We start from the raw sequence: 23,310 nt of genomic DNA, 5'->3' as shown, positions 1-23,310 counted from the left end.
TAGACCGGAATTCGGCGAGTCGCGAGGAGGGGGGCGGGTTACTGGGCTCGTTGGAGGGCGATGATGCCTGCCGGGTAGCGGTCGCGGGCCGAGACGTAGACCTTGCCGAGCTTCGGATCGACCGAGACGCCGTACACCTTGTTGCCGTAGGCGTGGGCCGAGTAGTTCGCCACCTCGGTGAGGTCGGCCGACTTCAGCACCCGCACCCCGCTGCCGTCGAACGTGGTCGACGAGTGCCCGAGGTAGAGGCGCCCGGCGACCGGGTCGACCGCCACGGAGCGGTAGTCGGGTTTCGACACCGCGAGCGTCTGCACGAGCGCATAGCTCGTGGCGTCGTAGACCCGCACACCCTCGGTCCCGGATGTCTGGCTGTCGTTCGTGACGTACAGCCGGTTGGCCGTGACGTCGACCGCGATGCCGTGCGACTGCCAATTGGCGGCGTCGCCGTTCACCACGGTGATCGCCGCACCGGTGTTCGCATCCATGACCTCGAAGCCGGAGCCGCGAGTCGCACCGAACACGCGCCCCGTCGCCAGATCGACGTCGAGGCCGCGGACGTTCGCCGTGAAGGCGAACGGTCCGCGCTTCACCGTGTCGGTGGCGAGGTCGAGAACCGCCCAGGAGGCGCCGTAGGCGACATAGAGCTCGTTCTTCTCGGTGTCGATGGCGACGTCGCGAACCCCCTCCCCTTCGGCGCCGGCGATCGCATGGGTGGCGATGACCGTGTCGGTGGCGGGATCGATCTCCACCACGCGGGCGGGACGCTGCTCGTTGCCCACGAAGAGGTGACCGGTGCGCGAGTCGACGACCGAGCCCACGGGCTTGGTGTCGAGATCGGCGTCGCTGTCGGCCGACGGGATCGCCGTCAGGGCGGTGGCTGTGTACTCCGAGCCCATGGGCGGCTCGGGGTCGGTCGGGTCCGTCGGGTCCGTCGGGTCTGTCGGATCCGTCGGATCCGTGGGATCGGTCGGGTCCGTGGGATCGACGGGAGCCTCGACACCGCGCCGCTGGCTGATCGTGACCGAGACGGCCGCCGTCTCCGACCCGGGCGGGTTGAGCCGGAAGTCGCGGTTCGAGACGAACACGCGCTGCCGGTCCTCGTCCACCGAGATGCCGTAGCCGTCCTTGCCGTACGCCGGGTCGGCGTAGTCGGCGCGCTGCTCGCCGGTGGCCGAGTCCAGCACCGAGAAGCCGCCCGATCCCGCCGCCGTGCCGGTGTAGCCCACGTAGAGCAGTCCGTTCGTCGAGTCGTAGTCGATCTGCCGCGCCTTGACGCGAGTGACCTTCTCCCAGTCGAGACCGAATCCGTCGTTCGCATCGAACGTCGCGACCTGCACGGCATCCGGGACCTCGGCGAAGTACGCCGCCGCCACCTTCCCGTTCAGAGGATCGGCGGCCACGTAGTACGCGCCGGCCGTCCCCCCGATGACACCGAGCGAGGCACCGGTGTTCATGTCGAGCACCTCGATGCCGCGTGACGGCACAGCCCCGTAGACATACCCCTTCACCGGATCGACGTCGATCGAGCGGTTCGACTCGATGAACGAGTACGGGCCGCGCACGACCTGACCGAACGTGGCATCCGCGATCGACACCACCACCCAGTTGCGGTTCTGCTGACCCACGTAGAGCAGCTGGTTCGCGTCATCGATACCGAGGTCCCGGATGTTCTCCGGCAGCGTGATCGTGCGGCTGATCTCATTCGTGTCGGGGTTCAGCTCGAAGATGTTCCGGCCGTTCTGGTCGCCCAGGTACAGCTTCTTCTTCGACTGGGAGTACGCGGAGCCCGCGGGCAACTGAGCGTTCGACTTGTTCACGGCATCGATCGAGCCGGTCACGTCGTAGTCGAAGCCGGCCTCCAGGATGCGCTTCGACACGGTCACCGACACGGCGTCGAGCTCAGAACCGGGCGGGTTCAGCCGGAAGTCGCGGTTCGACACGAACACCCGCTGGTGCTCCTCGTCGACCGAGATGCCGTACCCGTCCTTACCGTAGGCCGGGTCGGCGAAGTCGCCGAGCTGGGCGCCGGTGGCGAGGTCGAGGACGGTGAATCCGCCTGACCCCATCGCGGTTCCGGTGTACCCGAGGTACACGAGTCCGTTGGTGGAGTCGACGTCGACCTGGCGCGCGTTGACGCGGGTGGCCTTCTCCCACACCTGGCTGAAGCCGTCGGTGGCGTCGAAGGCCGCGACCTGCACCGCATCCGGAACCTCTTCGAAGTACGCCGCGGTGACGTAGCCCTTCGAGGTGTCGGCGGCCACGTAGTAGGCGCCCTCCGTTCCGGCGATCACGCCGAGCGATGTGCCCGTGTTCATGTCGAGCACCTCGATGCCGCGCGAGGGAACGGCGCCGTAGACGTAGCCGTGCACGGGGTCGACGTCGATCGAGCGGTTCGACTCGATGAACGAGTACGGGCCGCGCACGACCTGACCGAACGTGGCATCCGCGATCGAGACAACCACCCAGTTGCGGTTCTGCTGACCCACATAGAGCAGCTGCTTCTCGTCGTCGATCCCCAGGTCCCGGATGTTCTCGGGCAGCGTGATGGTGCGCAGCACCTCATCCGTGTCGGGGTTCATCTCGAAGATGTTCCGGCCGTTCTGGTCGCCCAGGTAGAGCTTGTCCTTCGACTCCGAGTACGCCGAACCGGCGGGGAGGGAGGCATTCGACTTGTTCACCGAGTCGAGCGAGGAGACGACCTCGTATTCGACCGAGTCGGTCGGGGTCTCCGGGTCGGTGGGGTCGGTGGGGTCGGTCGGATCGGGGTTCGGGTTGCAGCCGAGGCACGGCGTACCCGGGTCGGACGGGTCGATCACCTGCGGCTTCTCGTCGTCGGTCACGGCCTTGCCGGCGTCGTTCTTCACGATCGTGAGACCGTCGAAGTACTGGCCGTCGGCCGTGCGCGACTCGTAGCGCATCGTGTCGCCCGAGACGTCGATGAGCTGGTAGAGCTCCACGCCGCCCTCGAGCTTCTTGAGGTGCGCGCCGTTCTCGGTCCACAGGCGGGGGCCCGCTCCGCTGTACATCTTCGACCCCACGACGGAGACGGCGTACACCGGGCCGTCGTAGTTGAGGTCGGAGTTCCAGGTGGTGGGGTTGCCCTCCTCGGCCGCGTTCGTGTTGCCGCGGCCGTAGTTGTGGTCGTGGCCCTGCAGCACGAGGTCGACGTTGTTCGCCTCGAACAGCGGCAGCCAGGCCTCGCGGATGGCGCGGTTGTTGCGGCCCTCGTCGAGCGAGAACACGGGGTGGTGGAAGAACACCACGGTCCACTTGTTCGGGTTCGTCTCGAGCGTCTGCTTCAGCCACTCCGTCTGCACGGCGAGCGCCGACGCATCCGTGATGTTGCTGTTCAGCGAGATGAAGCGCACGCCCTGGTAGTCGTTGTAGTAGACCGTGCCCTTCAAGAGAGCCTGAACCGTGGGGTCGGTCGGGCCGTTCTGCGGGTAGGCGAACTGGGCCTGCCACTGGGTGGAGAGCTGCTCGCCCTCGTACTCGTGGTTGCCCGCAGCAGCCAGGAAGTTCTGCGTGCCGAACTGGTAGCCGGCGGCGTCGAACACCTCGCCCCACTGGCTGTCGTCGTTGGCATCGTCGATCAGGTCGCCGGCCTGAAGCACGATGGAGGCATCCGGGCGGTCACGGAACGCGTTGCGGATGACCCGGCTCGCGTCGCTCTTGATGCCGTTCTGCACATCACCGAGGTAGATGAAGGAGAACGGATCGGCGGTGGCCGACGCGGTGGTGAAGTGCTGCCACTCGCTGAAGTTGGTGCCGTCGCCCACGCGGTACTGGTACTGCGTGTCGGGGGTGAGGCCCGTGAACTTCACGGTGTGGAAGGTCTCGTCGTAGTTCGCCGTGCTGAGGTCGTTGTTCGCGGAGGCGTTCACGGTCAGGATGCCGGTGGGATACGGCGTCGCCGTGGCCACCCGGTACTCGGCCTTCGCGGTCGTGACCCCCTTCGAGGTGCGCCAGGTGACGGCCTGCGAGGTCGAGAGGTCGCCGTTCGGCGTGAGCACGATACGGTCGGGCACGACCGAGGGGCCGTGCTGCACGAGCGGCGTCACGGTGGCCGCTTCGGCGGCCGTTCCCGCCCCGAGCACCGGGGTGAGGAGCGCGGCGGCGACGGCGGCTGTGGCGAGGCCTGCCAGCATCCGTCGTCCGCGGCGCCGCAGGGACAGTTTCGTCATGGAATGACGGCCTTTCGGTTCGGGTCGTTCGCGGAGATCGAGTCGGGAGAGAGCGGATGCGCCGGGCGGCCGGGTCATGCGACGTCTCCCTGGCGGCGGCGGTACACGAAGAACAGCGCCACGAGGCCGGCCAGCATGGCGGCCCCGGCGAGCGCGATCAGGAGACCGCCGGCGTTGAAGCCGGTGCTCGCCAGATCTTTGACGCCGGTGGAGGCCGATCCCGGGGTGAGGATCGTGATCGCCACCGACTGGGTGGCTCCCGATTCGAGACCGCGCACGATGATCGTGTGCTGGCCGGGCTCGACGCCGGCGGGGATGTGCGCGGTGAAGAAGTACGCACCGTTCGCGTCGGCAGTCGGGAAGCCGAGCTCGATCGGGTCGGAGTGCAGCGTGATCTCGAGGTCTTCGTTCGGCCAGAAGCCGCTGCCCTTGAGGTCGAGCGATCCGCCCGCGGCGATGCCGGTGGCCGAGAGCTCGATGGGCGACGGATTCGCCTGCGGCTTCGGCTGGGTCGGGTTCTCCGTGGGCTGCGGCTCGGGCGTCGCGGTGGAGGTGGGCTGCGGCTCGGGCGTCGCGGTGGAGGTGGGCTGCGGGCTCGAGGTGGGCTCGGGGCTCGAGGTGGGCTCGGGGCTGGTCGTGGGCTCCGGGCTCGTCGTGGGCTCCGGCGTCGCGGTCGGCTCGGGAGTCGGCGTCGCCGTCGGTTCCGGAGTCGGGGTCGCCGTCGGCTCCGGCGTCGGGGTGGGCGTGACCGTGGGCTCCGGGGTGGGCGTCGGCGTCACGGTCGGCTCCGGCGTGGGCGTCGGGGTGGGCGTCGGCTCCGGTGTGGTCGGGTCCTCCCCCGGCACCACGGCGGCGGGCCGCTCGGGGGCGCCGATGTCGGCACGCGCCGATCCGGGTCCCGATGCCCACGCCTCGGTGTCGTCGACCACGAGCTTCTGGCCGTCGGCGCCCTTGGTGATCGTGAAGCCGTCGAACAGCTCACCGGTGACCGTGTGGCTCTCGAGGTGCAGCTGGTCGCCCACCACGTCGACCGTCTGGTACATCTGCGTGTCGCGGTTCATGCTCCTGAGGTCGGCACCGTTGGTGATCCAGTTGTTCGACTCGAGCGGGTCGGGCACGTACATCTTGGGTCCCGCCACGGTGACGAGGTACACCGGGCCGGTCTGGCTCGTCGAGGCATCGGCGCCGGCCGGCAGGTTCTGCTCGTTGGCGAACAGGTTGCCGCGGCCGTAGGCGTGGTCGTGGCCCTGCAGCACGAGGTCGACGTCGTACTTCTCGAACAGCGGCAGCCAGGCCTCGCGGATGGAGGCGTTGTCGCGGCCCGAGGTCACCGAGAAGATCGGCTGGTGGAAGGCCACCACGGTCCACTTGTTCGGGTTGGCGGCGAGCACCTGGTCGAGCCACTCGGTCTGCTGAACGAGCATGTCGCCGTACGCGTAGTTGGCGTTCAGCGTGATGAAGCGCACGCCCTGGATGTCGGTGTAGTAGACGTTCTCGTCGAACACCTGCTTCACGGCCTCGGTCTGCGCCGGGCCGTTGCGCGGGTACTCGAACTGCGCACCCCAGTAGCGGGTGAGCTCGGGACCCGGGTAGTACTCGTGGTTGCCGGGCGCCGCGATGATGTTCATGGAGGCATTGGAGAAGCCGGCCGCGCCGAACCACTCGCCCCACTCGGCGTCGGCGACATCCGTGTCGATGAGGTCGCCGAGGTGCACCACGGCCTTCGCGTACGGGCGGGCCTCGGTGGCGGCGCGGAAGGCGCGCGAGGCGTACGACTTGACGTCGTTCTGTGCGTCGCCCTGCACGATGAACGAGAACGGCTCGGCGGTTGCGGCCGCCGTCTCGAACTCGGTCCACTCGCTCCAGGTCTCGCCGTCGCCGACGCGATAGAGGTACGCGGTCTTCTCGGTCAGGCCCGTGAGCGTGGCGGTGTGGTATTTGATGCGGTACCCGAGGTCGGTGGCGAACTCGGTGGTGGAGGTCGCGGCGATCGTGGTCGAGGCGGTCACGGGCCCCGCCGTCATCGCCGCGAGCTGCACCTGCGGCGATGTGACGTCGGTCGAGGTGCGCCACGAGACGTTCTGCGTCAGTGCAGGCGTCTCGGTGGGCGTGAGGATGACCCGGTCGGGCACCGCGGAGGCGACGTGCACCAGTGCGGGGTTCACGGGGGGCGGGTTGAGACCGCCGGCGGCGTACGCGATCCCACCTCCGAGTGTGCCGAGGGCGACGACGGCCGCGAGGCCGCCCGCCACCAGTGCGGTGCGTGGTTTCAGGCGCGTGAAAGCGCCGAGGAGCTGATCGCTCTTCATACGAGGTGGGTCCTTCGGGAGTGACGGCAGGAGCCGGGGATGGCGTCGTCTGCGCTTGGTCAGCAGGCGACGCCGATCACGCTATCGACGGGCGCCGGTCTGCCTTGTCGCTTCCTGTGAGAATTCACATCGCGTTTACGGCCCCCTCGGAGAGCCGTCCGAGAGCGGACGTGGCCGACATCCGCTGTTCATACAGATAACGGGGTTCTCCTCTGGAGTGTCGGAGCGCGGATGCGGTACCGCGCGCGAGCCTCCCGTCGTGTGCTCCCGTCGTGCCCACCCGTCGCGCGTACTCCGACGGGAGTACGCCCGGGCGCCCCAGGGCGGATGCCCCACCCCCTCCCCGGGGCTAGCATCGACACATGCCACACCCGGGTCGCCGTCTCGACGACCGGATGCGCGCCCGCGAGGCCTGGCTCGCCGGAACGGATGCCGCCACCGAGGCCGAGGCCGGCGCCAGCCTCTGGGAGCCGCGCTTCCGTGTCTCGGGCTGGCCCGCGCTCTGGGTGCCCGTGATCATCTCGTTCCTCGTGCAGATCCCGGCCGCCCTCCTCACCTGGCACGCCCGCCGCCTCGAGACCACGATCGACGACGAGCCGTGGCGCTTCGCCGCCCGGCTCGGCCTCGCGCTCGTGGGCCCTCTCGCGCTGCTGTTCGCGCGACGCCACCCCGGCCCCGTCGTGGCGGTGGTCTCGGCCGCGGCGGGCGCGTACGTGCTGCTCGTGTCGGGCAGCGCCGCTCCGCCCTACGTCGCCGTGGCCTTCGCCATCGTCGGGGCCGTGGTGCGTGGGGCCCGGCGCTGGGCCTGGTGGTCGGTGGGCATCGCCTGGGTGGTCACGGTCGCTCTCGGAATCGTGCTGCGCGTGCCGTGGCAGCCTGCCCTCCTGGTGGCCGTGTCGCTCGGGCTGGTGCTGCTCTTCGCCATCGGCGAGAGCCTCCGCACGCGTCGCCGGCGCTTCGACGAGTACCGCCGGCGGTTGGCCGAACGCCGGCAGACGGCAGCCCAGGCCGAGCGGGTGCGCATCGCCCGCGAGCTGCACGACGTGCTCGCCCATTCGCTCAGCCAGATCAACGTGCAGGCGGGGGTGGGGCTGCACCTCATCGACACCGACCCCGCCGAGGCGGCGAAGGCGCTCGCGAACATCAAGGGCACGAGCAAGTCGGCACTCGACGAGGTGCGGTCGGTGCTGGGTGTGCTTCGGGGGGATCCATCGGCGCCGGATGCGGTCGCCGATCCGTCCGAGGCGCCGCTCGTGCCCGAGCCCGACCTCTCGCGGCTGCCCGGTCTCGTGGAGTCGGTCGCATCCCAAGGTCTCGACGTGCGGTTCTCGAACGAGATCGTCGACGCACCGCAGGCCGTTCAGCTGGCGCTCTACCGCATCGTGCAGGAGGCACTGACGAACGTGGTGCGGCACGCGGATGCGCGCTCCGCCACGGTTCGGCTGACCCAGTCGGCCACCGCCTACACGGCGACCATCAGCGATGACGGGGCGGGCCTCGCATCCGGCACCGGCTTCGGCTCCGAGCCCGCCCACGAGGGCCGCGGACTCCTCGGCATGCGCGAGCGGGCCGAGCTGCTCGGCGGGCGGCTCACGGCCGGCCCGAACTCCGGCGGCTCCGTGGGCTCCAGCATCCCCGGCACCACCGGGACCACCGGGACCCTCGGCTCCTCCGGCTCCTCCGGCTTCACCGTGGAAGCGACGTTCCCCCGATGATCCGCGTGGCCATCGCCGACGACCAGGGGCTCATCCGGGCCGGCTTCCGCGCGCTGCTGCAGCACGAGCCCGACGTCGAGGTCGTGGGCGAAGCCGCCTCGGGCGTCGAGGCCGTGGCGCTCGTGAAGGCGCAGCGTCCTGATGTGGTGCTGATGGACATCCGGATGCCCGACGGCGACGGCCTCTGGGCCACCGAGCAGATCACGGCCGACGCCGCCCTGGCCGCCACCCGGATCGTGATCGTCACCACCTTCGAGCTCGACGAGTACGTCGCCCGCGCCATCCGTGCCGGCGCGAGCGGTTTCCTCGTGAAAGACACCGAACCCGTGGAACTCATCCGGGCCGTGCGGGTCGTGGCGGGCGGCGACGCGCTGCTCAGCCCGGGAGTCACCCGGCGCCTGCTCGAGCGCTTCGCGGGTGGGCTCACGGATGCTCCCGACCGCAGCCGGCTCGAGGTGCTCACCGCCCGCGAGCGCGAGGTGCTGGCGCTCGTGGGTGCCGGCCTCACGAACGACGAGATCGGTGCGCGGCTCTTCCTCAGCCCGCTCACGGCGAAGACCCACGTGTCGCGCATCATGTCGAAGCTGGCGGCGCGCGACCGCGTTCAGCTCGTGATCATCGCGTACGGCACCGGTCTCGTGAGCTGAGGGCTCTTCTGATCCCGTGGGAGTAGAGCAAGTGCCGCCCGCGGGCGGATTCGCGAATGCACCGTGACGGCGAGTCTGGATGTGCGGGTTCCACCGGATCCCGCCGCCGCAGCATCCGCTGCACCGTCTTCTGGAAGAAGGATCACAGTGCTCTCCTCACTCGCTCTCGCCTCGACCGCCGCTCCGGCCGCTCTCGCCCACCCGTTCGGCGGGGGTGGAGGCGGTTTCGCCTTCCTGTTCCTGCTCATCCCGCTGTTCGGGATCGCCGTGGTGATCATCCTCTTCGCCACGGTCGGCCGCCGCTGGCGCCGGGCCGCCTGGGCCCACCGCGCGGGCGAGTTCGCCTCGGGCGGGCGCCGTGCCGAGGCCACCCTCGCCGAACGCTTCGCCCAGGGCGACATCGACGAGGTGGAATACCGCGCCCGCCTCGAGGTGCTCCGCGCCAACAACCCCACCCCGCCCTACCCGACCCATTGACCCCTCCCCCTCCCCCTCCTGGCGACCCGTCGAAATTCGCCCTAAACCGCCAGTCTTAGGGCCAAAAGTGCCGAGTCGCGAGGAGGGCGGGGTGGGTGGGGGTGTGACGCGCGAGACTGGGGGCATGTCGCGCACCGTCAGCCTGCCCTCGACCGCCGCCGTGGATGCGGCCCTCGAGGTGGCTTCCGCCTACCACTCGCCTGCGATGCTGAACCACTGCATCCGCTCGTATCTGTGGGCCACCGCCCGGGGCGAGCAGCTCGGTCTCGAGGTCGACGAGGAGTTGCTCGCCGTCGCCGCTCTGCTGCACGACATCGGTCTCGTGCCCGAGTTCGACAACCACCGGCTCGAGTTCGAGCACGCCGGGGGCCACGTGGCCCGGGTGTTCGCCGCCGGCGCCGGATGGGGGCCCGCCCGCCGAGAGCGGGTCGGCGACGTCATCGTGCGGCACATGTGGAACGAGGTCGATCCCGCGGTCGACGCCGAGGGCCACCTGCTCTGCGTGGCCACCGGCCTCGACATCTCGGGCCGCGACAGCGAGCTCTGGCCGGCCTCGCTGCGAACCGCGGTGCTGGAGCGGTACCCGCGCTCCTCACTCCGCGACGAGTTCGTGGGCTGCCTGCGCGAGCAGGCCTCGCGCAAGCCCTCGGGTGCGGCAGCCGACGCCCTGGCGAGCGGCATCGACGAGCGGATGTCGCGCAACCCCCTCGAGCCGCACCACCCCTGACCGTCCCTCCTCCCCACATCCGTCACTTTTTGCGCGAATTTGTTCCACTACGCGCAGAAACTGACGGATCTCGGGGTCGCGCTTCCCCACGTCCGTCACTTTTGGTGCAGAACGACGCGAATACGAGCAAAATGTGACGGATCTGAGGTTGCACTTCTGTTCAGCTCTTTGCATCGCGCAGGGGTCGCAGTGACGGATGTGGAGGGTTCAGCGGCGGCGGCCGAAGAGGGTGCGCACGAGCCGCAGCACGGATGCGCCCACCGCCGCGCCCGTCGCCGCCGCCGCGCCCGACCTCGCTGCGCCGCCCGTCGCCGCCGCCGCGCCCGACCTCGCTGCGCCGCCTGCCGGCGCGCCCGTGGCCCAGCCGTAGCGCTTCACGAGCTCCGCGCTCACGCGCCCGAACGCCGCGCGGTCGAGCGCCACCGCCTCGCGTCGCACGCCGCCCTGGTGCAGGCGGAACACCCGTTCGAGGCGCACCCAGCTCGGCCGCCCGGCCGAGTCCCACGCGCCACTGCCGATGCCCACGTCCCAGGTTCCGTCGTGCGGCTTCGAGGTGAGCTGCAGGCCGAGCAGTGTTCCGCCGGCCTCGCGGGCCACCACGAGCACGGGCCGGTCTTTGCCGCGCCCGTCGTTCTCCTCGTAGGGCACCCAGGTCCATACGATCTCGCCCGGATCCGCGTCACCATCGACCGCGGGGTTGTACGCGATGTCGACGCGGCCCACCGATCGCGGCGCCACCTCGGCGGTCGCCGACGCGCCGAAGCGCCCGGGGCTGTCGTCGCCGCGGGCGGGAGAGTTCTTCATGCGCCGACCATACAGCAGCCGTGGCAGGTGCTTCAGGGCGGTCAACGATTTTGCGAATTGCCGCCTCGGGATGCCACCCGCGGAGCACCCTCGGGTTTAGATGAGGTCTGGAACTCCAGGTCGCCCCTGCGGCCACGCACGCACGCACGCACGCACGCACGAGGATTCATGACCGCGCTCTCCGCTTCACCCGCCACCCGATCCGGCCGACGCCGGCGCAGGCTCCGCTTCCCCGCGCTGCCCACGGTGCTGATCGTGGCCGTCGCCGTGGCCTCGACCATCCTCGGCACCCCGACCGCCGCCCATGCCGACTCGTACCCGAGCTGGGACGACGTGCAGGCGGCCCGCGCCAGCGAGAGCGCCAAACAGGCCGAGATCACCACGATCACGAACATCATCGCCGACCTGCAGGCCAAAGCCGACGCCGCCCGTCAGCTCGTCGACCAGCGCACCACCGAGAACGATGCCGCGGAGGCCGCCCTGGCAGCCGGCCAGGCGAAGTCCGACGCCCTTGCCGCGAGCGCAGCGGCGGCCGCCACCGCCGCCGATGCCTCGAAGAAGCGTGCCGCGGTCGTGGCCTCGCAGTTCGCCCGCACCGGAGGCAACGACCTCACCTCGCTCCTGCTCACGAGCAGCTCGAGCCAGGCCGACGACCTGCTCAACCAGCTCAGCTCAGCCGGCCAGCTCGCCCAGGCGGTGAACGCGATCTACGCCAGCGCCGAACAGGACGCCAACACCTCCACCTCCCTGGCCGAACAGGCCGCCGTGGCGAAAGACCAGCTCACGACGTTGGCGGATGCCGCCCAGAAAGCCCTCGAGGACGCCGCCGCCGCGCAGCAGGCCATGGTGGCCGCTCTGCAGGAGCAGTCGGCGCACCAGGCCGAGCTCGACGCACAGCTCGTGAGCCTTCAGCAGAACGTGGCCACGACCGAACAGCAGTACCAGGCCGGCGTGGCCGCGGCGGCAGCAGCTGCGGCTGCGGCTGCAGCCGCGGCAGCCGCCGCGGCCGCAGCCGCGCGCGGCGGCGGGAACGTCGTGGGTGCCGTGTCGGGGGATGCCCAGGCTCTCGCCGAGGAACTCATGGGGTACGTCGCATCCGGTCAGTTCCACGGATCGAGCCCCGACCACATCTTCGAGATCGCCTGGATCGCTCAGGGCAAGAGCGTGGAGAACTGCGGCATCGACGTCACGATCCTGCAGGCGATGGTGGCCGCCGTGCGCGCCTTCGGCAGCGCCGGCGTGAGCGACATCAGCCGGCGCTGCACGGGCCAGATCGAGGGCGCGGGCACGGCATCCGCCCACTACAAGCAGGGCGGCGGCCACGCGGTCGACTTCACCTCGGTCGGCGGGGTGCCGACCACGGGCGCGAACAGCGCCTCGCTCAACCTCATCAAGGTGCTCGACCCGATCATGCCGAACGGGTCACGGGTGGGCCAGCAGAACTGCCGCCTCTCGGCCGGTAACGAGCCGAGCTACATCAACTTCGTCGGGTTCGCCGACACCTGCAACCACCTCCACGTCGACGACTTCTGATCCTCGCGGGGGTGACGAGCGGATGCGGCCGCGCCGCTAGAGCAGAACGTCTCCCAGGTCGTAGGCCGCCGGGAGGTCGAGCTGCTCGAACGTGCACGACCGTGCATCCCGATCGGGCCGCCACCGTTCGAACTGCACGGTGTGCCGGAAGCGCGATCCCTCCATCTGGTCGTACCGCACCTCCACAACTCGCTCGGGGCGCAGCCGCACGAACGACACGTCCTTCGACGCCGAGAAGCGATTGCGCTCCCCCTCTCCGCGCACGATCCCGCCGTCGGCATCGTGCTCGACCAGCGGTGCGAGCTCGTCGACCAGCTCCCGCCGGCGCACATCGCTGAAGGCCGAGATGCCGCCGACTCCGCGCAGCTCGCCGTCGTCGCCGAACAACCCCACCAGCAGCGAACCGACCCCCGTTCCGCTCTTGTGCACCCGGTACCCCAGCACCACGACGTCGGCGGTGCGATGGTGCTTGATCTTGAACAGCGTGCGCTTGCCGGGCGCATACGGCGCGGCGAGCGGCTTCGCCACCACGCCGTCGAGCCCCGCGCCCTCGAACTCGGCGAGCCAGCGGCGGGCGAGGGCGACATCCGTCGTCGTGCGCGTGACGTGCAGCGGCGTGCCGAGGCTGCCCGCGAACCCCTCGAGAGCAGCCCGGCGCGCGCCGAACGGCTCCCCCGTCAGGTCGTCGTCGCCCTGGCGCAGCAGGTCGAACGCCACGAACAGGGCGGGTGTCTCCGCCGCCAGGGTGCGGATGCGCGACTCCGCGGGGTGGATGCGCTGCGACAGCGCCTCCCAGTCGAGCCGCTGGCTCCCGGGAGCGCCCTGCGGCACCACGATCTCGCCGTCGAGCACGCAGGGGCCGGGCAGCAGGCGGCCGAGCGCCTCCGTGAGCTCGGGGAAGTACCGGGTGAGCGGCTTGGCGCCGCGGCTGCCGATCTCGACCGAGGTGCCGTCGAACGAGACGATGCCGCGGAAGCCGTCCCACTTCGGCTCGTAGGAGAGCCCACCGTCAACTCGATCCGGCTCGGGTACGACGTCGAGCGCCTTCGCGAGCATGGGGGCGGGGAGTTGTGGATGAGCCATGCTCCGATCATGCTCCGCCCGACCTGGAGTCGGCCAGCCCCTCGAGGCCCGAGAGGATCGGCCGATCAGTGCCCCTCGTGCTTCCAGAAGCCGGAGAACAGGATGCGCGACTTGGGCAGCCCCGCCCGGTGCACGGCGCGGCGGCCCTCCGTCGCGAGGGTCGACTCGCCGACGACGAAGGCGTAGTCGAGCGGATCCACCCGGCCGACCGCGGCCACCGAGGTCTGCACGGCGGCGAGCGCCGCCGCACCGGGCACGGCGGTCTGGTCGTGGCGCACGATCCAGGTGACGTCGACGTCGGCGGGACGGGTCAGCTCCTCGACGTCGCCCGGGCTCGGCACCTCGATGATCGCGGTTCCCGCCGCATCCGCGGACAGGTCGCGCAGGATGCCGCGCACCGCGGGCAGGCCGCTCTCGTCGGTGACCAGGTGCACCGCGCGGGTATCGGCGGGCGGGTCGAACAGGGGTCCCTGATCGAGCATCGCCAGCGGCGAACCCGCCGTGGCGGTGGAGGCCCAGATGGCGACGCCACCGGCGATCGCCCCCTCGCTGTCGTGATGCAGCACGACGTCGATGTCCATCTCGGCACCGCCCTCTGCGGTGCGGCGCAGCGCGGCCACGGTGTAGTTGCTGCAGTGCGGCCGTTCGTGCTCGGCGATGGCGAGATACGGCTTCCACCACGACCGCCCGCTGACGCGCGGCAGCACGAGGGGCGCGCCGGGCGCGGGCGGGAGGAACAGCCGGAACCAGTGGTCGAATCCGCGCCACTCGAAGTCGGCCAGGTCGGCGCCGGCCACCGTCACGCGCTGGAACGATGGCGCGAGGCGCACCGACCGCACGACCGTGGCCGAGAACATTCTCGGGTGCTCGGGCATGAGGCGGGGATGTCGGGTCATGTGCGCAAGCCTATTAGGTGAGGCTACGCTTACCTGGTGCATCGACTTCCGAACCCGATCCGGCGGCGCATCGCCGTCATGATCGCGCTCGTCGGGCTGGTGGCGGTGATGACGGCTCTCAGTCTTCTGCTCGGCAGCAACCTGATCAGCCCGTACGCCGTGGTCGGCGCGCTGGTCGACCCGGCGAACGACCCGGGTGCCGTGGTGTGGGGATCGCGGGTTCCACGCACCGTGCTGGGACTGCTGGTGGGGCTCTGCCTGGGGGTGGCCGGCGCCGTGATGCAGGGTCAGACCCGCAATCCGCTGGCCGATCCGGGTATCTTCGGCGTCTCGGCCGGCGCGAGTCTCGCCGTGGTGATCGGCGTCTATGTGGTCGGCACCAGCTCGGTGCTCGCCACGCTGTGGCTGGCACTGGCGGGCGCGATCGTCGCCAGCATCGTGGTGTTCGGCGTCGCGGCACTGGGCCGGGGGCTCTCGAGCCCCGTGCCGCTCGCCATCGCCGGCACGGCGGTCTCGGCCCTCCTCGTTGCGCTCACCTCGTACCTGGTGCTGTCCGACGAGACCACACTGGCCGCTTATCGCATCTGGGTGGTGGGCTCGCTCTCCGGCCGCACCCTCGACGGGGTCGGGATCGCGGCGCTGTTCGCCCTGGCCGGCCTCGTGTTCGCGGTGGCCAATGTGCGCTCGCTCAACAGCCTCGCACTCGGCACCGAGCTCGCCCGAGGACTCGGCGAGAACCTCCTGCGCGCCCGCATCCTGGGGCTCGCCGCCATCACCCTGCTCACCGCGAGCGCTGTGGCCATCACCGGCCCGATCGGCTTCATCGGGCTCACCGCTCCCCACATCGCGCGCCGGCTGGTGCGCGGCGACCACTCCTGGCTGGTGCCGGCCTCCGGTCTGATCGGCGCCTGCGTCCTGCTCGCCTGCGACGTGATCGGCCGGGTCATCGGCGGAACCGCGGAGGTTCCGGTCGGCGTCGTGCTCACCGTGCTGGGGGGCGTCGTGTTCATCGGCATCGTGCGCCGGGGCAGGATCGCTGCCCTGTGAGCATCCTCACCCGCACCCCGGCCCACACCCCGGCCCGCAGTCGCAGACGCACCCGCGTGGCCCTCGTGACCACCGGATGCCTCGTGGCCGCCGTGCTGGCGGGTCTCATCGGCATCCTGGTGGGCTCGTCGTCGCTCACCGCTCCCGACCTCGTGCGCACACTGCTGGGAGGAGGAACCCCGGGCCAGGAGCTGGTGGTGTTCGAGCTCCGGATGCCGAGGGTGCTCGGCGGCCTCCTCGTCGGCGCGGCGCTCGGCCTCGCGGGCGCCCTCACGCAGACGTTCGCCCGCAATCCGCTCGCCACCCCCGACATCCTCGGTGTCACCTCCGGTGCCGCGCTGGGCGCCGTGCTCGCGATCGTGGTGGGAGGCGGCAGCTACGCGGTCGGGGCGGGGCTCCTCAGCCTCGGACTCCCCGCGATGGCCGCCCTGGGTGCCCTCGCCACCGCAGCGGTGGTCTACGGACTCTCCTGGCGGGGCGGCGTCGACAGCTACCGGCTCATCCTGATCGGCATCGGCGCCACCGCGACGCTCACCGGGATCACCAGCTACCTCATCGCCCGCGCCCAGATCACCGACGCCCAGGCCGCATCGCAGTGGCTCGTCGGGAGCCTGTCGGGGATGTCGTGGGCGAGCGTGTGGCCCGTGCTGCTGACCCTGGCCGTGGTCCTGCCGATCGCGCTCCTGCAGTCGTCGGCACTGGCGATCGGGCAGCTCGGCGACGACCTGTCGACCGGGCTCGGAGTGGCGGTGCAGCGCCACAAGGTGATCGTGATCGCCTGCGCCGTGCTGCTCACCGCCGCTGCGGTCTCGGCGAGCGGACCGATCGAGTTCGTCGCCTTCGTGGCTCCCCAGATCGTGCGACGACTCGCCCGCACCGGCCGGCCGCCGCTCGTGGCGTCGGCCCTGATGGGTGCGGTGATCGTGGCCGGGGGTGACGCGTTCGCCCGGGGCGTACTGCCTCCCGGCGTGCCGGTCGGGATCGTCACCGCCGTGATCGGCGCCCCCTACCTCATCTGGCTCCTGACCCGACGCACAGAACGGGATACCGTCTCATGACCCCTGCACTCGAGGTGCGCGACCTCACTCTCGCCTACGACCGCACCCCCATCTTCGACAAGCTCGACCTGCGCATCGACGAGGGCGGGATCACCACCCTCATCGGCGCGAACGGCAGCGGCAAGTCGACACTGCTCAAGGCGTTCGGCCGGCTGCTGGTGCCGACCTCCGGCACGGTTCTGCTCGAGGGGAGCCCGCTGCGCGGTCTGTCGGCCCGCAGCGTGGCGAAGCGGCTGGCGATCCTCCCGCAGAAGCCGATCACCCCATCCGCCACCACGGTGCGCGAGCTGGTCTCGAGGGGCCGGCATCCGCATCAGAGTCTCTTCCGGCCCTGGACGCCCGGTGACTCGGCGATCGTCGACGCCGCCCTTGCGGCCACGGGCATCACCGACCTCGCCGAGCGCGATGCGGGCGCCCTCTCGGGCGGGCAGCTGCAGCGCGCCTGGATCGCGCTCGTGCTCGCGCAGGAGGCCCCGATCATCCTCCTCGACGAGCCCACCACGTTCCTCGACCTCAGCCATCAGCTCGACGTGCTGCGTCTCGTGCGGTCGATCAATCGCGAGCGGGGCGCCACCGTGGTGATGGTTCTGCACGATCTGTCGCTGGCAGGGCGGTACTCCGACCGCCTCGTGGTCGTGGGCGGCGGACGTGTGATCGCGGACGGGACGCCCTGGGAGGTCCTGACTCCCGAGATCCTGCGCGACGCGTTCGACCTCGAGGCCACGGTCATCCCCGACCCCGCAAGCGGCACGCCGCTGATCGTTCCCGCGGTCGATATCGTCTTGTAACTTAGGATCGGCTAACCTAACTTCGTGACCACATCTCGTTCGCGGCTCGCCGCCGCCCTCATCGCCCCTGTCCTCACGATCGCACTCCTCGCCGGCTGCTCATCCACACCTCAGGCAGACCCCGCCGCATCCGCCGATGCCGCGTGGAGCTTCACCGACGACACCGGCACCACCGTCACCCTCGACCATCGACCCGAGCGCGTCGCGAGCTACGCCGACTACGCCATCGGCCTGCTGAGCTACGGTCTCGATCCCGTCGCCGTCTTCGGCCGGGTGGATGTGGCGAGCGACGATCGCTTCGCCGACTACGACCTCGGCGACACCGCGGTCGTCGGCAACACCTACGGGGAGATCGACCTCGAGGCCCTCGCCGAGGCCGCGCCCGACCTCATCGTGACCGGCATCTACCCCACCGATCGCGAGGGGACCCTCGATCTCACCGCGCCCTACTACGGCTTCGCCGACATGGAGCAGCAGGCGCAGCTCGAGAAGATCGCGCCCGTCGTGGCCATCGAGGTCGGTGGGGCGGGCAGCGACGTGATCGACAGCCTGAACCGGCTCTCCTCCGCACTCGGGGTGAGCGACGACACGATCGCCACCGCCAAGGCCGAGTACGACACGGCGGCAGCCGACCTCACCGCCGCCGCCGCGGAGAGCGACCTCGAGGTGACGCAGATGTACGCGTCGGCCGACGGCATCTACGTCGTGAAGCCGGCCGACGAGCCGGAGACCCAGCTCTACTCCGACCTCGGGGTGACGTTCACCGACGCGCATCCGGATGGCGACTACTACTGGGACATCTACAGCTGGGAGAACGCCGCCCAGATGATGACGGGCGATGTGCTGCTCGTGAACGTGGAGGGCTACGGAGCGGCCGAGCTGGCCGCCCAGCCCACGTTCGCCTCGCATCCTGCACTCGTCGCGGGCCAGGTGCACTCCTGGAACGGGGCGGCGCTCGACTACCGCTCGCAGGCCGCCCACATGGAGCAGCTGGCCTCGATCCTGCGGGAGTCGAAGGCGGTCAGCTGACGCGTGCGGCGGGCTCGCCGCTGCGTGAGCCCGCCGCCTCAGCGCTCCAGAACGACGGCGAGACCCTGACCCACTCCGATGCAGATCGCGGCCACGGCCACGCCTCCTCCGCGCCGGGCGAGTTCGTGGGCCGCGTGCCCGATGATCCGGCCCCCTGAGGCTCCCAGCGGATGCCCGAGGGCGATCGCCCCGCCGTGGATGTTCACGCGGTCGGGATCGAGCTCGGGCCACAGTGCGAGACAGGCGAGCGACTGCGAGGCGAAGGCCTCATTGAGCTCCACGAAGTCGACGTCGCCCCAGGTTCTGCCGGCACGGGCGAGCGCCCGGTTCGCGGCCTCGACCGGGGCGATGCCGAAGATCTCGGGATCGATGCCCGCCACCCCTCGGCCCGCGATCCGCGCCAGGGGCTCCCCGTCGAGCGCCCCCTCCGCGCCCATCAGCACCATCGAGGTGCCGTCCGAGAGCGGAGAGGAGTTGCCCGCCGTCACGCTTCCCCCGGCCAGGAATGCGGGCTTCAGCGACGCCAGCGACTCCACCGTGGAGTCGGCGCGGATGCCCTCGTCGCGCGCCAGTGCGGTGCCCGGCACCACGAAGGTCTCGGCGTCGTAGACGCCGGCATCCCAGGCCGCTGCCGCCTGCCGGTGCGAGCGGGCGGCGAATGCATCCTGCTCCTCGCGCCCGATCGAGAACCGCTCCGCCAGCAGTTCGGCCGAGGCACCGTTGGAGATCGTCCACTCGGCACGCATCGCGGGGTTCACCAGACGCCAGCCGAGCGTGGTCGACGACATGGTCACGTCGCCCGCGGCGAAGGCCCGCGCGGCCTTCGGCACCACATAGGGCGCTCGCGTCATGGATTCCACGCCGCCCGCCACCATCACGGCGGCGTCGCCGGTCTCGATCGCCCGGGACGCCTGGATGACCGCCTCGAGGCTCGAGCCGCAGAGCCGGTTGACCGTGGCACCGGGAACGGATGTCGGCAGCCCCGCGAGCAGCAGCGCCATCCGGGCGACGTCGCGGTTGTCCTCGCCCGCCTGGTTCGCCGCGCCCAGCAGCACGTCGTCGATGCGCGCCGGGTCGAGCACGGGCGAACGCTCGAGCAGGGCCGACAGCGCGGCGGCGGCGAGGTCGTCAGGTCGCACGTCGGCATAGGCCTTGCCGAACCGCCCGAAAGGGCTGCGCACGGCGTCGTAGATGAAACTGGCGGTCATGATGTCCTCCCGGAGGTGACGGATGGGGTTCCGGTCGCGTCGCGCAGCGCGAGCCCCGTGAGGTCACGGAGCTCCTCCAGCGAGGAGCCCGCGAAGACCTCGCTCACCTCGAGCCCGCCATCGACCACGTCGAAGACGGCGCGATCGGTGTAGATGCGGCTCACGCATCGCACCCCGGTGAGCGGATAGGTGCACTCGGCGACGAGCTTCGAGACCCCGTCGCGCGTGAGCAGGTCGGTCATCACGTACACGTTCTTCGCTCCGATCGCGAGGTCCATCGCGCCACCGACCGCCGGGATCGCCCCCGGGCCGCCGGTGTGCCAGTTGGCGAGATCGCCGGTCTCGGAGACCTGGAACGCACCCAGCACGCAGATGTCGAGATGCCCCCCGCGCATCATCGCGAACGAATCCGCGTGGTGGAAGTACGCGGCACCCGGCAGCTCCGTCACCGGCTGCTTGCCGGCATTGAGCAGATCGGGGTCGACGCGGCCGGCCTGGGGCGCGGGCCCCATGCCGAGCATCCCGTTCTCGGTGTGCAGGATGATCTCGAGCCCCTCCGGCAGATAGTCGGCGATGAGGGTGGGCGCACCGATGCCGAGGTTCACGACCGATCCCTCGGGGATGTCGCGGGCGATGCGGGCGGCGAGCGTGCGGCGGTCGATCCCGGGGCTCACAGCGCCGACTCCGCCCCGACGAACTCGCCGGCCTCCAGCCACGCGCGCTCCCCCACCGCCACGACCCGGTCGACGAAGATCCCCGGGGTCACGACCGTCTCGGGGTCGAGAGCCCCCAGCTCCACGACCTCGTCGACCTGCACGATCGTGGTGCGGGCCGCCGCCGCCATGATGGGTCCGAAGTTGCGCGCGGTCTTGCGGTACACGAGGTTGCCCCAGCGATCCGCCTTGAAGGCGGAGATCAGTGCGTAGTCGGCGCGCAGCGGCAACTCGAGCAGGTGGTCCCGCCCGTCGATCGTGCGCACCTCCTTGCCCTCCGCCACCAGGGTTCCCACCCCGGTCGGCGTGTAGAAGCCACCGATCCCCGCGCCGGCCGCCCGGATGCGCTCGGCGAGGTTCCCCTGCGGCACGAGTTCGAGCTCGATCCCGCCGGCCCGGTAGCGGGCATCGAAGACGTACGAGTCGCTCTGCCGCGGGAAGGAGCACACGATCCGCTGCACCCGCCCCGAGCCGATCAGGGCGGCGAGGCCCACGTCCCCGTTGCCGGCGTTGTTGCTCACCACGGTCAGGTCGGTGGCGCCCTGCTCGAGAAGGGCATCGATCAGCTCCACGGGCTGCCCGGCCCGGCCGAAGCCGCCGATCATCACCGTCGAACCATCTTCGATGCCGGCCACCGCCTCCGCCGTGTCCGCTCTCACCCGGTCGATCATCAGCGCGCCGTGTACCCGCCGTCGAGGGCGAGGTTCACCCCGGTGACCCAGCTCGCCTCATCCGACGCGAGGTAGAGCACGCCGTACGCGACATCCAGCGGCCGGCCGAGTCGGCGGATCGACTGGTTCGCCGTCATCATCTCCTCGTAGGCCGGCAATCCGCCCGGGTACTCGGCGGCGATGCCCTCCACGAGCGGGGTGAGCACGGTCGACGGGTTCACCGAGTTCACCCGGATGTTGTACCGCCCGTAGCTCGCCGCATCCTGCTTCGTCTGCATCGTCACGGCGCCCTTGGCCACGTGGTAGGGCGTGAACTCGTCGTTGCCGATGAGTCCGTAGATCGACGAGAAGTTCACGATCGATCCTCCACCGCGCTCGATGAGGTGCGGCACCGCATGCTTGGTGGCGAAGAACACGCCCTTCACGTCGACCGCGAAGAGCGCGTCCCACTCCGCCTCGGTCACCTCGTGGGTGGGCTTGTCGACGCCGATGATCCCGGCGCAGTTGATGAGGATGTCGAGTCCGCCGAACTCGGCGGCGGCCGCCGTCACGACGGATGCGACGCTGGCCTCCTTCGACACGTCCATCTCCCAGAACCGGGCGGTGCCGCCATCCGCCGTGATCTGCTCCACCACGGTGGCACCGAGCGACGCGTTGAAGTCGGTGACGGCCACGGACGCGCCCTCCGCCGCGAACAGTTCCGCAGTGGCGCGGCCCATGCCGGAGGCGCCACCCGTGATCAGCGCGACCTTGCCCTCGAGCCGGCCCGTCATGCGCGCGCCGGCTCGGGTGCGGAGGCCGAGTCGGTGGCGAGGAGGCTGCGGTAGCCGCTCTCCTCCACCTCACGGCAGTGCTGCTGATACACCTGGCCGCCGCCCATGTACACCTGGAACTCCTCCGGCTTCCCGGGCACGTTCTCACCGAGGAACCAGGCCTTCGCCTTCTTGCCTTCGCTGTACATCACCGTCGACTTCCCGGTGCGCTCCGTCTCGGCGGCCCACCAGTCCTCCGACTCGGGGGTGGCCTCGAAGCGTTCGACACCGTTCTCCTCCGCCCACTTGAGCGCCCGCTGCAACCACTGCGCGCCGAGCTGGATCGGCACCACGAGGTTGGAGTACGGCGTCTGCGGACCGAGCGACATGAAGAAGTTCGGGAAACCGTTGGCGTTGATGCCGAGGTTCGACTTCAGGCCGTCCTCGAGCCACTTGTCGCGCAGGGTGCGCCCGCCACGGCCCCGGATGTCGATGTTCGTGAGGGTGCCGGTCATCGCGTCGAACCCGGTGGCGAAGATGATCACGTCGAGTTCGTACTCGGTGTCGCCCACCTTCAGGCCCTTCTCGGTGATCTCGGTGATGGGTTCGGCCTCGGTGTCGACGAGGTGCACGTGGGGCAGGTTGAAGGTGTTGTAGTAGCCGTGGCCCGTGGGAACGCGCTTGCCGTTGAACGAATAGGTGGTCGGCGAGAGCAGCTCGGCCGTCGCGGGGTCCTTCACGATCTCGCGGATCTTCGAGCGGATGAACTCCGAGCCGAGCTCGGAGGCCTCGTGGTTCGTGGCCAGGTCGTTGAAGCACTCGTTGGCGAAGTGGAAACCGCCCTCGTTCCACTTCGACTCGAAGATCGCGCGCCGCTTCTCCGGGCTCACCTCGAGCGCCGAGAACTCCGCGGGCTCCATCGCGACACCGAACGGATGCGCGGCCGCCTTCGCGTAGATCTCGTCGTAGTTCTCGCGCACGTACTGCATCTCCTCGGGGGAGACCGCGTCGTTGTTGGTCTCCACGATGAAGTTCGGGGTGCGCTGGAACACGAAGAACTCGTCGACCTCGGGCGCGATCACGGGAACGATCTGGATGCCGGATGCACCGAGCCCGATGAGGCCGACCTTCTTGCCGGTGAGGTCGACCCCCGTGCGCGGCCAGTGGGCGGTGTGGTACTTCTCCCCCGTGAACGTGTCGATACCGGGGATGTCGGGGTAGATCGCCTGCGACAGCACTCCCATGCCGCTGATGAGGTACTTCGTGGTGACGGAGGTGCCGTCGGCGAAGTTCACCGTCCAGAGGTTGGCGTCCTCGTCGTAGACGGCCGAGTCGACCCGGGTGTTGAGCCGGATGTCCTTGCGCAGGTCGAGGCGGTCGGCCACGAAGTTGAGGTAGTCGAGAACCTCGGCGCCCGCCGGGTAGCGCTGGGTCCAGGTCCACTCCTCGCGCACCTCCTTCGAGAAGGAGAAGGAGTAGTAGCTGAACTCGCTGTCGGTGCGCACGCCGGGGTAGCGGTTCACCCACCAGGTGCCGCCGATGCCGTCCTCGCCGTCGACCACGATGGTGTCGAGGCCGATCTCGCGGAGGTGATGCAGAAGCGCGAGCCCGGAGAAGCCGGCGCCGATGACCACGGCGTCGTGGTCACGGGGAGTGGTTTCGGTCATTG

Annotated in this window: 19 protein-coding genes; 9 read left to right on the top strand and 10 right to left on the bottom strand. The window is 70.2% G+C overall.

Translation table 11 applies throughout. The annotated features are described in order from the left end of the window. Positions 1-38 precede the first annotated feature (38 nt). Both EPO52_RS04410 and EPO52_RS04405 read right to left on the bottom strand, forming a co-directional pair. Complete coding sequence (locus EPO52_RS04410) at positions 39-4,184, bottom strand: metallophosphoesterase (protein WP_290802518.1); 4,146 nt, start codon at positions 4,182-4,184, stop codon at positions 39-41. 74 nt (positions 4,185-4,258) lie between these two features. Continuing rightward, the gene (locus EPO52_RS04405; RefSeq protein WP_290802515.1) at positions 4,259-6,493 is read right to left on the bottom strand and encodes a fibronectin type III domain-containing protein; all 2,235 of its coding nucleotides are present in this window, start codon (positions 6,491-6,493) and stop codon (positions 4,259-4,261) included. Between the two features lie 362 nt (positions 6,494-6,855). Here EPO52_RS04405 and EPO52_RS04400 point away from each other — a divergent pair, with 362 nt between their 5' ends. From EPO52_RS04400 to EPO52_RS04385, 4 genes are all read left to right on the top strand, one after another. After that, entirely contained in the window at positions 6,856-8,208 is a 1,353-nt protein-coding gene (locus EPO52_RS04400; protein ID WP_290802513.1) for a sensor histidine kinase, read from the top strand. Then, entirely contained in the window at positions 8,205-8,855 is a 651-nt protein-coding gene (locus EPO52_RS04395; RefSeq protein WP_290802511.1) for a response regulator transcription factor, read from the top strand. Before EPO52_RS04400 ends, EPO52_RS04395 begins: the two co-directional genes overlap by 4 nt. 147 nt (positions 8,856-9,002) lie before the next feature. Then, positions 9,003-9,332, top strand: coding sequence for a hypothetical protein (locus EPO52_RS04390; protein WP_290802508.1), 330 nt, complete (start codon positions 9,003-9,005; stop codon positions 9,330-9,332). 124 nt (positions 9,333-9,456) lie between these two features. Next, positions 9,457-10,059 (top strand): HD domain-containing protein, encoded by a 603-nt coding sequence (locus tag EPO52_RS04385; RefSeq protein ID WP_290802505.1) that lies wholly within the window; start codon positions 9,457-9,459, stop codon positions 10,057-10,059. A gap of 207 nt (positions 10,060-10,266) precedes the next feature. Here the strand turns inward: EPO52_RS04385 and EPO52_RS04380 are convergent, their stop codons facing one another. Continuing rightward, positions 10,267-10,863: a type II toxin-antitoxin system PemK/MazF family toxin gene (locus EPO52_RS04380; protein ID WP_290802503.1), complete on the bottom strand. Its 597-nt coding sequence runs from the start codon at positions 10,861-10,863 to the stop codon at positions 10,267-10,269. Between the two features lie 168 nt (positions 10,864-11,031). Between EPO52_RS04380 and EPO52_RS04375 the strand changes: the two genes are divergently transcribed. Further along, the gene (locus EPO52_RS04375; RefSeq protein WP_290802500.1) at positions 11,032-12,396 is read left to right on the top strand and encodes a hypothetical protein; all 1,365 of its coding nucleotides are present in this window, start codon (positions 11,032-11,034) and stop codon (positions 12,394-12,396) included. Positions 12,397-12,432: 36 nt separating this feature from the next. On the opposite strand, the gene EPO52_RS04370 is transcribed toward EPO52_RS04375, so the two are convergent. Continuing rightward, positions 12,433-13,479 carry an ATP-dependent DNA ligase gene (locus EPO52_RS04370; RefSeq protein WP_290802498.1) on the bottom strand — a complete coding sequence of 349 codons (1,047 nt, stop codon included), beginning with the start codon at positions 13,477-13,479 and terminating at the stop codon, positions 12,433-12,435. A gap of 65 nt (positions 13,480-13,544) precedes the next feature. Further along, positions 13,545-14,375, bottom strand: a complete 831-nt coding sequence (locus EPO52_RS04365; RefSeq protein ID WP_290802495.1) for a siderophore-interacting protein — start codon at positions 14,373-14,375, stop codon at positions 13,545-13,547. A gap of 36 nt (positions 14,376-14,411) precedes the next feature. Between EPO52_RS04365 and EPO52_RS04360 the strand changes: the two genes are divergently transcribed. The 4 genes from EPO52_RS04360 to EPO52_RS04345 are packed head-to-tail and all read left to right on the top strand — an operon-like array spanning position 14,412 to position 18,297. Continuing rightward, positions 14,412-15,422: an iron ABC transporter permease gene (locus EPO52_RS04360; protein WP_290802491.1), complete on the top strand. Its 1,011-nt coding sequence runs from the start codon at positions 14,412-14,414 to the stop codon at positions 15,420-15,422. Beyond that, positions 15,419-16,480: an iron ABC transporter permease gene (locus tag EPO52_RS04355; RefSeq protein ID WP_290802488.1), complete on the top strand. Its 1,062-nt coding sequence runs from the start codon at positions 15,419-15,421 to the stop codon at positions 16,478-16,480. Before EPO52_RS04360 ends, EPO52_RS04355 begins: the two co-directional genes overlap by 4 nt. Then, positions 16,477-17,268 carry an ABC transporter ATP-binding protein gene (locus EPO52_RS04350; RefSeq protein WP_290802485.1) on the top strand — a complete coding sequence of 264 codons (792 nt, stop codon included), beginning with the start codon at positions 16,477-16,479 and terminating at the stop codon, positions 17,266-17,268. The genes EPO52_RS04355 and EPO52_RS04350 overlap by 4 nt, the downstream gene beginning before the upstream one ends. A gap of 24 nt (positions 17,269-17,292) precedes the next feature. Next, positions 17,293-18,297 carry an ABC transporter substrate-binding protein gene (locus EPO52_RS04345; RefSeq protein ID WP_290802483.1) on the top strand — a complete coding sequence of 335 codons (1,005 nt, stop codon included), beginning with the start codon at positions 17,293-17,295 and terminating at the stop codon, positions 18,295-18,297. A 38-nt stretch (positions 18,298-18,335) separates the two neighbouring features. Here the strand turns inward: EPO52_RS04345 and EPO52_RS04340 are convergent, their stop codons facing one another. Genes EPO52_RS04340 through EPO52_RS04320 form a run of 5 tightly spaced genes read right to left on the bottom strand, consistent with a single transcriptional unit; the run spans position 18,336 to position 23,308 of the window. Then, positions 18,336-19,505 carry a thiolase family protein gene (locus EPO52_RS04340; RefSeq protein ID WP_290802481.1) on the bottom strand — a complete coding sequence of 390 codons (1,170 nt, stop codon included), beginning with the start codon at positions 19,503-19,505 and terminating at the stop codon, positions 18,336-18,338. Further along, entirely contained in the window at positions 19,502-20,179 is a 678-nt protein-coding gene (locus EPO52_RS04335; protein WP_290802478.1) for a 3-oxoacid CoA-transferase subunit B, read from the bottom strand. The genes EPO52_RS04340 and EPO52_RS04335 overlap by 4 nt, the downstream gene beginning before the upstream one ends. Then, the gene (locus EPO52_RS04330) at positions 20,176-20,889 is read right to left on the bottom strand and encodes a 3-oxoacid CoA-transferase subunit A (RefSeq protein ID WP_290802476.1); all 714 of its coding nucleotides are present in this window, start codon (positions 20,887-20,889) and stop codon (positions 20,176-20,178) included. Before EPO52_RS04330 ends, EPO52_RS04335 begins: the two co-directional genes overlap by 4 nt. Next, positions 20,889-21,662, bottom strand: a complete 774-nt coding sequence (locus tag EPO52_RS04325) for an SDR family oxidoreductase (RefSeq protein ID WP_290802474.1) — start codon at positions 21,660-21,662, stop codon at positions 20,889-20,891. The genes EPO52_RS04330 and EPO52_RS04325 overlap by 1 nt, the downstream gene beginning before the upstream one ends. Beyond that, the gene (locus EPO52_RS04320; protein WP_290802471.1) at positions 21,659-23,308 is read right to left on the bottom strand and encodes an NAD(P)/FAD-dependent oxidoreductase; all 1,650 of its coding nucleotides are present in this window, start codon (positions 23,306-23,308) and stop codon (positions 21,659-21,661) included. The genes EPO52_RS04325 and EPO52_RS04320 overlap by 4 nt, the downstream gene beginning before the upstream one ends. Between the last annotated feature and the right edge of the window lie 2 nt (positions 23,309-23,310).

Origin of the sequence: Herbiconiux sp., from assembly GCF_004297105.1 — a bacterium.
Taxonomy (GTDB): Bacteria; Actinomycetota; Actinomycetes; order Actinomycetales; family Microbacteriaceae; genus Herbiconiux.
The sequence above is the reverse complement of the archived record's forward strand: the minus strand, read 5'-3'. Positions and strand labels throughout refer to the sequence as shown.